General features: G+C 52.2%; 12 protein-coding genes and 1 tRNA gene. 10 read left to right on the forward strand and 3 right to left on the reverse strand.

The features are described 5' to 3' along the window. Positions 1-211 precede the first annotated feature (211 nt). On the forward strand, positions 212-2,134 hold the full coding sequence (locus tag AC0T7J_RS04500) for a methyl-accepting chemotaxis protein (RefSeq protein ID WP_473792431.1): 1,923 nt from the start codon (positions 212-214) through the stop codon (positions 2,132-2,134). A gap of 431 nt (positions 2,135-2,565) precedes the next feature. On the opposite strand, the gene AC0T7J_RS04505 is transcribed toward AC0T7J_RS04500, so the two are convergent. Further along, positions 2,566-2,826: a hypothetical protein gene (locus tag AC0T7J_RS04505; RefSeq protein ID WP_064703676.1), complete on the reverse strand. Its 261-nt coding sequence runs from the start codon at positions 2,824-2,826 to the stop codon at positions 2,566-2,568. A gap of 200 nt (positions 2,827-3,026) precedes the next feature. Between AC0T7J_RS04505 and AC0T7J_RS04510 the strand changes: the two genes are divergently transcribed. Both AC0T7J_RS04510 and AC0T7J_RS04515 read left to right on the forward strand, forming a co-directional pair. Then, positions 3,027-3,161 (forward strand): hypothetical protein, encoded by a 135-nt coding sequence (locus AC0T7J_RS04510; RefSeq protein ID WP_022624981.1) that lies wholly within the window; start codon positions 3,027-3,029, stop codon positions 3,159-3,161. A gap of 72 nt (positions 3,162-3,233) precedes the next feature. Continuing rightward, a complete protein-coding gene (locus tag AC0T7J_RS04515) occupies positions 3,234-3,947 on the forward strand; it encodes an RluA family pseudouridine synthase (RefSeq protein ID WP_473792433.1) in 714 nt (237 codons plus the stop codon). 16 nt (positions 3,948-3,963) lie between these two features. Here the strand turns inward: AC0T7J_RS04515 and AC0T7J_RS04520 are convergent, their stop codons facing one another. Further along, positions 3,964-4,503: a DUF2058 domain-containing protein gene (locus AC0T7J_RS04520; RefSeq protein WP_010247968.1), complete on the reverse strand. Its 540-nt coding sequence runs from the start codon at positions 4,501-4,503 to the stop codon at positions 3,964-3,966. Positions 4,504-4,654: 151 nt separating this feature from the next. On the opposite strand from AC0T7J_RS04520, the gene AC0T7J_RS04525 reads away from it, so the two are divergent. The 3 genes from AC0T7J_RS04525 to AC0T7J_RS04535 all read left to right on the forward strand — a co-directional run bounded on the left by AC0T7J_RS04525 (position 4,655) and on the right by AC0T7J_RS04535 (position 7,596). After that, positions 4,655-5,287 (forward strand): TetR/AcrR family transcriptional regulator, encoded by a 633-nt coding sequence (locus AC0T7J_RS04525; protein ID WP_473792436.1) that lies wholly within the window; start codon positions 4,655-4,657, stop codon positions 5,285-5,287. An 83-nt stretch (positions 5,288-5,370) separates the two neighbouring features. Then, complete coding sequence (locus AC0T7J_RS04530) at positions 5,371-6,753, forward strand: D-arabinono-1,4-lactone oxidase (protein WP_473792438.1); 1,383 nt, start codon at positions 5,371-5,373, stop codon at positions 6,751-6,753. A gap of 12 nt (positions 6,754-6,765) precedes the next feature. Beyond that, positions 6,766-7,596, forward strand: coding sequence for a glycosyltransferase family 8 protein (locus AC0T7J_RS04535; protein ID WP_473792440.1), 831 nt, complete (start codon positions 6,766-6,768; stop codon positions 7,594-7,596). Between the two features lie 100 nt (positions 7,597-7,696). Here the strand turns inward: AC0T7J_RS04535 and AC0T7J_RS04540 are convergent, their stop codons facing one another. After that, a complete protein-coding gene (locus AC0T7J_RS04540; RefSeq protein ID WP_473792441.1) occupies positions 7,697-8,818 on the reverse strand; it encodes a Gfo/Idh/MocA family protein in 1,122 nt (373 codons plus the stop codon). Between the two features lie 333 nt (positions 8,819-9,151). Between AC0T7J_RS04540 and AC0T7J_RS04545 the strand changes: the two genes are divergently transcribed. The 4 genes from AC0T7J_RS04545 (at position 9,152) to AC0T7J_RS04560 (ending at position 11,245) form a co-directional block, all read left to right on the forward strand. Continuing rightward, positions 9,152-9,227 (forward strand) — tRNA-Asn (locus AC0T7J_RS04545). A 367-nt stretch (positions 9,228-9,594) separates the two neighbouring features. Further along, the gene (locus tag AC0T7J_RS04550; RefSeq protein ID WP_473792444.1) at positions 9,595-9,930 is read left to right on the forward strand and encodes an XRE family transcriptional regulator; all 336 of its coding nucleotides are present in this window, start codon (positions 9,595-9,597) and stop codon (positions 9,928-9,930) included. Beyond that, positions 9,915-10,226, forward strand: a complete 312-nt coding sequence (locus tag AC0T7J_RS04555; RefSeq protein WP_473792446.1) for a HipA N-terminal domain-containing protein — start codon at positions 9,915-9,917, stop codon at positions 10,224-10,226. The genes AC0T7J_RS04550 and AC0T7J_RS04555 overlap by 16 nt, the downstream gene beginning before the upstream one ends. Beyond that, entirely contained in the window at positions 10,223-11,245 is a 1,023-nt protein-coding gene (locus AC0T7J_RS04560) for a type II toxin-antitoxin system HipA family toxin (RefSeq protein ID WP_473792447.1), read from the forward strand. Before AC0T7J_RS04555 ends, AC0T7J_RS04560 begins: the two co-directional genes overlap by 4 nt. The last annotated feature ends 108 nt before the right edge of the window (positions 11,246-11,353 follow it).

Consider the following 11,353-nt stretch of genomic DNA (forward strand, 5'->3'; position numbering starts at 1 on the left):
TATCATCGTTATTCATGACGTTAATAATAAAATTAAAAACGATTAGCAGCCAGATAATTTCGCAAAAAAACAGTATACATCTAATTAATTAGTCTCTCAGTTACTCATAAATAATATTAAAGCTTCACCTGAAACTGACGATAAGAAGATCATCTTTGAAATATTTAACAGCCTCTTCTCTGCTTCTGATATCTCACTAAAGGTGAACCTTATGGGCCTTGCTCAACGCATCTCCGATATTAAAATTGGGAAAAAACTGGGCGTCGGTTTTATCGTCGTCATTGCTGCCTCCCTCGCCATTACCTTTATCGCTTTCGATTGTTTTCGCAGTATTAAAGATAACTCTGCCCGGCGCACGATTACCGTGGAGATGGTAAACACGTTAAGCAAGGCACGCCTTAACCGCACTCTCTACCAGTACACCAAAGATCCCAAATTTGCCACGCAGAACGTTCAGGCCCTGAAGGAGTTAGATGCCCTTTATAAACGGCTGGATGGATTTAAATGGGATGAGATGGGCCAGCAGAAAGTCACGCTGATGGGAGAGTTACTTAACGAATATCAGAATCAGCGCCAGACATTTGTGACTGCTGCGCAGGTGACAAACGACGCCTTTGATGCCATTAAACCGGGTGCCCTGATTGCGCTTGCGCATCAGTTTGAATCACTCGATATGGCCCTGACACCCGACGCGGCGCTGCCGGTTATGCACCTGGCCGCAGCGCTGTTTGATGCAGCCAATGTGGAAAAAGCGTTTCTCGATAAGCCGTCTGAGGCCAGCAGAAAGGCGATTATAGAAGAATACACCGCGATCAACACCCTGAGCGAGCAACTGGATATTTTCGCCCAGCAGAATATTAATGACGTAACACGAAATGTGCTCAGCACCCTGGCGCAGCAACGTCAGGCTTTAACGCGCTATGTCGATGCGACAGAGAAAGAAAAGAGCGAATCGGCGGGCCTGACCACCACCGCAGAGCGGCTTAATGCGGCGGTATCCGATACCTTTGCCTATCAGTCCCAGCTATCCTCTGAATTTATCAAACAGGCGGAGTGGCGCATTGCTTTTGCGGCGCTGATTTGTGTTGTTCTGAGTCTGCTGATTGCCTGGCGGATCACCCGCAACATTACGCTGCCATTAAAAGAGACGCTGAACGCAGCGCAACGTATTGCCGCGGGTGATTTAACAACCTCACTGAAAACCACACGGGGTGATGAGTTAGGTCAGCTGATGCAGGCGGTAGATGCAATGAACATCAGCCTGCAGAGCATCATCACCAACGTGCGTGATGGCGTCAGCAGCGTGGCGCGTGCCTCGGCGGAAATCGCAGCAGGTAATACCGATCTTTCATCCCGCACAGAACAGCAATCTGCCGCAGTGGTTCAGACCGCGGCCAGCATGGAAGAGCTCTCTTCAACGGTGAAACAGAATGCGGAAAACGCTCACCATGCGAGTCAGCTGGCGACAGACGCGTCGGTGAATGCCGGACGCGGCGGTGAGATTATCCGTGACGTTATCAAAACCATGAACAACATCAGCCAGAGTTCAGGCAAAATCGGCGAGATCATTCACGTCATCAACAGCATCTCCTTCCAGACCAATATCCTGGCCCTTAATGCCGCAGTTGAAGCGGCACGAGCCGGTGAGCAGGGTCGCGGATTTGCGGTGGTTGCCGGTGAAGTCAGAAATCTGGCCCAGCGCAGTTCACTGGCCGCCAAAGAGATTGAAACGCTGATACGCGAGTCACTTGATCGGGTTCATGATGGTTCTGAGTTTGTGGAACGCGCTGGTAACACCATGGATGACATCGTCCGCTCTGTCAGTCAGGTTAAAGACATCATGGGTGAAATTGCTGCCGCATCTGACGAGCAAAACCGCGGCATTTCGCAGATCGCCACGGCAATGGCCGAGATGGATACCACGACGCAACAGAACGCCGCGCTGGTTGAAGAGTCCTCCGCCGCAGCCAGCTCACTGGAATCTCAGGCAGACGAACTGGAGAAAGCAGTGGCCGTATTCCGTCTCTCTCCCGGGCAAAACAGCGTCAGCCGGACCGCACCTGTCCCTGCGCCACGTTTAGTGCCCGCGATGCCTGTGACGGCATCCGCAGACTCAAGCTGGGAAAGCTTTTAACGGTTAGCGAGTCTGTAATTCTGTCTGAACGTGAACAGAGCCAGCCTTAATTGATTGAGGCTGGCTAAAATAACCGCCTCTTCAGACAAATACGTGATCTGATTAATCAGAAGATATAAAGCCGCAACGGTTAACGCGGGAATGACATTGTCAGACGAGCATCCGTAAACAGAAGGAAGATAATATTATCGGCCATGACAGTTGAAACGAGCTGGCTCGCGCCTGATTATCCTGCTTTATATTTCGACTGGTTTTGAAATGAGGAGAGAAAAGAATCACGATCGGTCTGTACAGAACGCGTTGGCGAGAGGGTTGTCGTCCCTGACAGCTTCTCCGGCCGGTATACGCTTTCGCGCAACCGATGAGGTCGTCCGCTTCGTCGTTTTCCGGCCGGAGCCGGGCTACGTCCACTGGCATCAGTTCAGTTACTGCTAGTTCAGCCCTTCGTTCAGGCTTGCAAGCGTCTGCAGGTACGGCACCTGCTGTTGTGCAATCGCCGGTGACTTAAAACTACTCAGCCAGCTTCTGGCTTCAGCGATTTTCGTCAGCCGATCAGCGTTGCTTTCAGATTTCGCCATATAACCCAGTTGAGTAAAGAGTGTTGCGATACTGATTTCTTTTTCCCCCAGGGCAAGGCTTAGTGCCGCTTCGCCAATAATGACGTGGCCTTTCTCGTTGTTTTGAAATAACACAGAAAATCCTCCATTAGATACGAATTGATGACAACCTCACCAGAGACTGTAGTCGTAAAAGAGAGAACTGCCCGAATTTATCACTAAAAACTGCGTAACTTGCTAATAGAAAATACTAAATGTTTTTTTCCGGATTGTTCTGTTTGTCTCTGCCACCCTTCCTGTCAGGCTTGCATTTAAATTCACGATGGGATGCCACCATGAAACTTTCCATTCTCCTCACGCTGCTGGCTGCGACGGTCTGCTCCGTATTTGCTGCCCATGGCAAATTTGAAACGCAGCAGGCTGGTCAGTCACTCTTCACGCAAAGCGGGGAAACGATCAGCGAAGAATAAGGGCTGTGCGCGGCATCGTCAGTGACCGGCCAATCGGTTATGATCCGTTGCCACTTACCTGCCGGTTGCCCGATGTCTGCCATTATTGATACGTTTATCGCCCCGCCCTGCTTTGATGAGATAACCCTCCTCTTTCAGGATGAACATCTGCTGGTGATCAATAAACCCAGCGGCTTGCTGAGCCTGTCAGGTAAAAATCCGCAAAACCTCGATTCGGTGCATCATCGGCTGGTGAAGCTATTTCCTGGCTGCACGCTGGTTCATCGGCTCGATTTTGGCACCTCCGGGCTGATGGTCGTCGCACGCAGCAAAACGATTAACGCGGCCCTCTGCCAGCAATTCAGCCAGCGCAGCGTGCGTAAAACTTATCAGGCACTACTGTGCGGGCACCTTGCCGATGACGAAGGCGTTATTGATGCCGCGATAGCGAAAGATCCGGCGCAGTTCCCCCGGATGGTGATTTGCCCGATCCAGGGGAAACCCGCGCGCTCACGCTACCGGGTCATGGAACGCGGTTATTATCAGGAATGTTATTATCAGGAAAAAGAGGGAAAGGGATTGCCGGTCACGCGGGTTGAACTGATGCCCGAAACCGGGCGCACCCATCAGCTGCGCATTCACTGTCAGCAGCTGGAGCACCCGATTCTGGGCTGTGATCTCTATGGCGGGCTGTTGCTGCCTGGCGCAGAGCAGATAAAGAGACTGATGCTGCACGCCAGCGGACTGACGTTTGTTCATCCTGTCAGCGGCCGCACGATGCAGCTCTCTGCCGCCAGCCCGTTCTGAATGCGTCAGCGCGCTGTTACCACATCAAATCATCAGGCACTTTGAAATCAGCATAAGGATCATCTTCGTCCTGTGCTTCTTCGCTTAATGCACTGTTTAATACGATGGCACTGGCATCACGCTGGGCGATTTTATCCGCTACGCTGGCCGGGATGATGGCGTACTGGCTCTCGCCATTATTATCAGCCGCCAGGCGGGCAATGGCGAGACGCCCATTGATCAGCTGAGTCTGCGTCAGTTTATCCACCATAATCTTTTTGATCAGGTTGTTGTCGGTAAAGTTGAAGCTGATGTTGCCTCTTGCCACGTCAATTTTGTTCATTTCGATCAGCTGTTTGACCTGCGCTTTGTACTCTTTCGACAGCACAGCCAGCTTCTGCTGCTCGTTAAGCTGCTTATCGCGCTCAAGCTGCGCTTTTTTGTTATCTTCCACCGCCGCTCTGGCTTCGCGTGCCTGAACCCTGGATTTCTTCGCTGTCCGCTGAACCTTGTCCATTTTTTTGCTGGAGACTAATCCCGCTTTCAGCATCTGCTCTTGCAAGGTGAGTTTTGTCATTGTCGTCTCTGAACCTGTGAAATAATGTCCGGGATTATACCTGTAATCGTCCTGGCTGTGCCAGGTTGCCGCATCTGCCGTGCCCGTGATTGCGGGCAGCCTCTCAACACTGTGATAACATTCCCCGGTCATAATTACCTTATTGAGCACCATGTCAGAGCTAACAAAACGTAAAAACGATCCTGAAGGGCTGAAAAAACGCATCATCGCAGGCGCACTGAAAACCTTCGCGGAGTTTGGTATGCAGGGTGCCCGGCTGGAGCAGATTGCTGAGCATGCGCAAACCACTAAACGTATGGTGGTCTATCACTTTGGCAATAAAGAGCAGCTTTATATCCACGTGCTGGAGCAGGTTTATCAGCAGATACGTCAGCATGAAACCGGCCTGAATCTGGCAGCGATGGAGCCGGAACTGGCCATGACCCGCCTGGTAGAAGCCAGTTTTGATTACCATGTCGAACATCCCGATTTTATCCGGCTGGTCTGCAGTGAGAACCTGTTGCGCGGGCGCTACATCACTCAGTCGCCGCAGATTAAAGCCCTTAACCGCAGCGCGCTGGATCTGCTGGATGACATCCTGGCACGCGGTCAGCAACAGGGCGTGTTCACTGCCGATGTGCAGACCATCGATGTCCATCGCCTGATCAGCAGTATCTGCGTTCATCACGTCTCAAACCGCTACACCTTCAACGCCCTGTTCAGCCCGGACAACAGCGAAGCAGAGAGTATTCGCCGCAATCGTCAACTGGCTGTAACCGCAACGTTACGCTATATCCGCAAATAAATGCCCGCAGATCGGGCTCCGCTTAGCGATAGTCTACGCTTACTAACACTTGTCATTAAAATGCAATAATAAGGAATGCTGTTGTGAGCAGAGACGCACGCCTCTATCCGCTTCGCCACACCCATGTTGAACCCAATGATGATGCGCTGTGGAACTGGGCGCAGAATGCGCAAATCGGCAGCCGTCACCAGGTTCAGCGTCCCGCCAGTGAAGCGGAATTACAGAGACTTATCCGGGAGTCACACGGCCAGATTCGGGTGATCGGCAGCAAGCTGTCGCCTGGTCGTATGCTGCATGTCAGTGATAACGATGTGCTGCTCGATCTCAGCGCACTGAGCGGCCAGCTTGCCAGTGATGAACAGAGCGTGACCTTTGGTGGCGCGACCCCGCTTGAGCAGGTTTATCGCAGCCTGACCGAAATGAACCGCATGCTGGCTTCATCGCCAGGCGTGATTGCGATTCAGACGCTGGCGGGCGCGATGGCGACCGGAACGCACGGCCAGGGATTGCAGCAGAGTTCGATTGCCGACGAAGCGCTGGCCATCCGGATGGTGCTGGCCGATGGCAGCGTGCGCGAATTTGTTCGTGGCGACACTGACTTCCCGGCAGCGCAGGTCTCACTGGGGGCATTAGGGATTGTCACCGCGGTAACCCTGCGTACCCAGCCGTTTAGCATCTTCACCTGCCACAAAAATGCCGTCTCCGCCGATACCCTTGAAGAGGATCTGCTGCGCTGGAACAACGACTATCCGCTGAGCAAAGCCTGGTGGTTTGTCGATGACAATCTGGTGCATGTCTGGAATGCCCATGAGGCGAGTGGCGAAGAGCGTCAGCGCTACGAAGCGCAGGGTCGTCAGGTGGTGGAACATGAGGGCGAAGTTGATGAAAGCCTCAACGACACCATCGACCAGACGCTGGCGCATATGCACCGCGATACGCAGATTGAGGGCAAAGGGGGAAAACAGTTTCGCACCGTCACCCGTTTTCGCGATTTCACCGATGTTACCGGTGACATTTACCAGCTCTTCTGCCGCGGCATTGCGGTGCCGCAGATCAATGTGGAAATCGGCGTGCCGCTGGCAAAAACCCCGGCCATCATTCGCCGCATTAAGCAGTGGTATGCCACGAATCGTCCGCATATGCACTACCCGATTATCCTGCGCTGCACCGGTGCATCATCGGCCTGGCTCAGTCCGGCCGCTGACCAGCCAACCTGCTTTTTCGGCTTCGTGGTCTATTACGCCGACGATGGCTCGCTGTCACAGGAAGGACTGCACTTCCTGACTGAAGTGGAAAAACTGCTGGCCGAAGAGGGCGGACGCCCGCACTGGGGCAAATATTACGATGAAGAACGCTACAACTGGCGTGAGATCTATCCGCAGTGGGACGCCTTCCGCGCCCTGCGCAGCCAGCTCGACCCGCAGGGCCGACTGGGTAACGACTACATCACGCCACTTTTTGACTGATTGAGGAAAGCTATGTTTGCCTGGGTAACGCTGTTAACACAACCCGATTATCTGGTGGGCGTGAAAGCGCTGCACCGTTCGCTGCAAAAGAGCCACAGCCAGTGGCCGCTGGTGGTGATGACCACGCCAGCGATTTCAGCGTCTGACTGTCAGATTTTGCAGGATGAAGGCTGTGTGATTAAACCGGTCGAGCCCCTCTATCCGCGCGACGATCTGGATCAGCACTACGCTTCGGCGCAGTTCGGCGAAGTCTGGACCAAGCTGCGCGCCTGGCAGCTCACCGATTATGAGCGCGTCGTGTTTCTGGATGCCGATATGCTGGTCCTTCAAAACATGGATGAGCTGTTTACCCTGGAACTGGGCGACAACCCGCTCGCCGCCTGCCACGCCTGTCGCTGTAATCCCAACCAGATTGCCTCTTATCCGGCAGAGTGGCAGCCAGAGCAGTGCCACTATACCTGGCAGGCGCGCGGTGAAAAGGCGCCAGAGAGTGTGGATCTTTACCTGAACGGCGGTTTTCTGGTGCTGAAACCCGATAATGCGGTGTTCGACGTCCTGGAAAAGCGTATTGCCGCCATTGATGATCTCAGTAACTATCCCTTCTCCGAGCAGGATCTGCTGAATGAAGTGTTTGCCGATCGCTGGAAGCCGCTCTCTTACATCTACAATGCCTTGAAAACGCTGCCGTTTCAGCATAGCGGTCTCTGGCGTGGCGAAGAGGTGAAGAACCTGCACTATATTCTGGCAAAACCGTGGAAACGCGATCTCAGCCAGCCCGAGAGTCAGCGCGATCGCTTTTATGCGCTGGATAAATTGTGGTGGGAAAAAAGCGGTCTGATCTGATTGGCTGTGGGCGGGAAGCCAACGTTTTCCGCCCTGCCCGCCTGGGTTAATCAGCCGTAGTCTTTCACATCGTATCCCTTTCAACTGCCTCCGTCCGGCACTAAACCTCAATCCAGCGGCGTTGCACTGCTGAGTGCGCAATCGCTTCCAGCACCTTCTGAACCTGCAATCCCTCTGCAAAATCGGGCCACATGCGATCGCCCGCCGCGATGCCGTTGATCAGGTCGCGAATCTCCACCGTTTTCTGGTCGTTAAAGCCGATACCGTGTCCGGCAGAAACACAGAAGTTCGCGTAATCAGGGTGCGCGGGTCCGGTCAGGATAGTTTTAAATCCCTGACGCCCGGCTGGTTCGTCATGCAGATAAAGCTCCAGCTCCGCCATGCGCTCCTGGGTGTAGCGCAGTGTGCCTTTAGTGCCGGTGACAACGTAAGTCAGGCCCATTTTTGCGCCACAGGCGATGCGTGAGGTTTCAATCACGCCATGCGCGCCGTTATGGAAGCGCAGCAGCGCGCTGGCCTGATCTTCGTTTTCGACCGGTAACTGCCGCGCAGGCGCTTTCGGGTCGGGCCGGGAGGCGATCACCGTCATCATGTCGCCGCTGACCTCAGCAATGTCACCAACCAGGTAGTGCGCCATATTAACGATATGCGCCGCCAGATCGCCCAGCGCACCAAGACCTGCCAGCGCTTTCTGACAGTGCCAGTCGAGTGGCGTTTCCGGTCTGGCGAGATAATCCTCGTTATGGGTGCCGTAGAAATGCACCACGTCGCCTATCTCACCATTGGCAATGATCTCTTTCGCTAACTGGCTGGTGGGGTTTTTCATATAGTTGAAGCCCACCAGCGTTTTGACCCCTGCCGCATCGGCTGCTGCCACCATCTCCTGCGCATCCGCCACGCTTAACGACAGCGGCTTTTCTGAATAGACGTGTTTGCCGTGGCGTATCGCCTCCAGCGCCATCTCTTTATGCAGGAAGTTGGGGGCGCAGATATCCACGACATCAATCGCCGGGTCGCTGACCAGCGCGCGCCAGTCACCCGTCGATCGGGCGAAACCAAAGGTCGCCGCCTGACGGGCGGCGAGCTCCGGGTTCACTTCAGCCAGCATCTCCCGCACGATTTCGCCTTTCAGCGAAAATACGGTGGGCGCCTGCGCATAAGCAATCGCGTGGCAGCGTCCGATATAGCCGCTGCCAATCATGCCGATTCTGACTTTGTTCATTTCCGCTCCACAGATTCAGTTCAGGGTTGAAATGGAATCTACGTTTCGTTTTTATTGCTGACAAAGCCAGAATGGAGACTTTGTGACGCCCGTAAAAAACTATCCGGTTAAATCACGCGCCCGGCCGCCTGACAAGGACAATACAGCGCCAGAACACCTCATAAACACCTCAGTTTTACACGTGGCGTTTTGCCGGATGAGTCAGCCGCACAGGCCGCTCTTTCAGTGCTTAAAACGCCATAGTGGCGACTATTTCAGCAGTCGTGCTAATTTATGAAAAAGAGCTTTGACATGGCCCGGCGTGGCCGTTACTATGCGCCCCGTTCAAACGATTCCTCTGTAGTTCAGTCGGTAGAACGGCGGACTGTTAATCCGTATGTCACTGGTTCGAGTCCAGTCAGAGGAGCCAAATCAGAAAAGCCTGCTTAGGAAACTAAGCGGGCTTTTTGCTTTTCATACTTCTGATAGAATTTCTGCGTCTTACTAAGTCTGTTTCCTCTTCAAATTCCCGGTTCTTTTCGTTATTGCCTGATACTTACACATTCGGTTCCGCCCTGCCTTAAAGGTTCATTTCTGACCCTACATCTCCTGTTCTCTTTAACGAATGTATTAACAGTGACTTAAAGTGTCATAAATGACCTTTCATCAGCATATTTCGCATTCTGGCTGTAAGATGAGAAGATGATGCCGTTAATAGGTTCAAAAATGACCCTATTAGCACTATAGTCGGATCATATCGCTTCAAAAACGTACTGAAATTGCAGAAAAGGTCAAAAATGAACCTTGATGAGATTAAATCTTCGCTGATAAACCTTTCTGAGTCAGATCGTCGAAAGGTTTTGGCGGGGTTCGCTTTGAGTAGAGAAGCCATAACAGAAGCGGACGAACCGGACACCCGATCGGTGCTGAGTGCTCTGACGTTTCCGACACTGCCACAACTACTGGCCAATGAACTCAAACGACAAAACATCACCTATGAAGAGATGGCAATTCAGATTGGTGTATCACTCTCAACATTTAAACGACTGATTGTTAAACCATCTTCTGCAAAGGCAATAAATCTTCACGCCTTGCTTAGAGAACTGGGTATAAAAGTATGGCTCGAAAAATAGAGGTGTGGCTTTACAACACGCTGGCAGGAACGCTGAGTGAAGGGCAAAGCGGTTATACTTTCTGCTACCTGCCCACTTATGTCGGCTGTGCAATATCTCTCAGCATGCCGGTAAGACCTGAGCCCTATTTAAGTGAAGAGCTACATCCCTTCTTTAAAGGTTTAGCGCCGGAAGGCTGGTTGCGAAAACGCTATTCTGAAATTCAAAAAATTGATGATAAAGATCTGTTCGGCTTACTGATGGAAAATGGCAACGATTTGCTTGGGGCAGTCGTCTTTAAAGAGAAAACATCATGAATTCAGAACGCTGCCTGATCACATTAAAACGGCTTAAAGAATCTGAGCTAAAAACCGGCTACTCAACAAAAGGCATCCGGCATCTGCTGGGTAGTCTGAATGTGGCTCTTAGCCTGCCGTTTACGCGCAGTCAGTTTATTCAGGAACTGCCTGAACGTCAGAAAGGCATGAGCATTTCAGGCTATCAACCCAAACTGTCGCTTCGCCTGGCAAAGGGAGAACTGGAGGTCGTCAGCAATGATGGTACCTATATCCTGAAACCCTCTCCGGAAGAATACCCACATCTGGCAGAAAACGAGCATGCCACTATGTGCGTTATGCAGCGTCTGAAATTTGACGTTCCCCCTTTCGGGCTGATGCCATTCAGACACGATGAAAATCGGCCAGATGAACTGGCGTTTGTCATTAAAAGGTATGACCGGACAGCGTCAGATAACGCGAGATTACATCAGGAACAGCTGGATGGCGCGATGGGTCTCGGCGATAAATATGGCAGGATTGATAATCATAAAGCCATCAGTTACGAGAAAGCCGCTAAATTCCTGAATACCAGAGTGAACAGCAGTTTAAAGAGTAAACGTGACCTCTTTTTGCGCATCGTGTATGCCTATGTGCTGGGAAACAATGATTTTCATCTGCGCAATATCGGGATTATGCTGCCTCCGCAGGGTTCACCCTGGCTGGCCCCGGTATATGACTTTATCAGCGTTGTGCCCTACCCTGCAGCGTTTGGAGAGTATTTAGCTTTGCCCCTGCTGGAACGTGAAGAAAATGATGCAGGAAACGCACCGGGGATGAATTCAGAGTACGGAGAATATCTGGGTACAGACTTTATCCTGCTTGCCCAGGGTATGGATATTAATCCGACACTGGCACGAAAATGGCTTTCCGAGGTGGTGAGTCATCATCAGCTTATTATCGATACTTATAATGAAAGTCATATGCCTGAATCGCAGCGGGAAGCCGTACTTGACTACGTGGCCCGAAGAATCACGTTACTGGCAGTGACCGAAATTTAAATGATGCCATTAACCTGTTGTGCCTGGGTTGTAAAAGGATAGTTAAGCGGTCGAATAACTCACCGGCCCCCATAAAAAAACCCGCTAATATCAGCGGGTTTCAGGTTT

The sequence above is a fragment of the Pantoea sp. E956-1 genome, assembly GCF_982223955.1.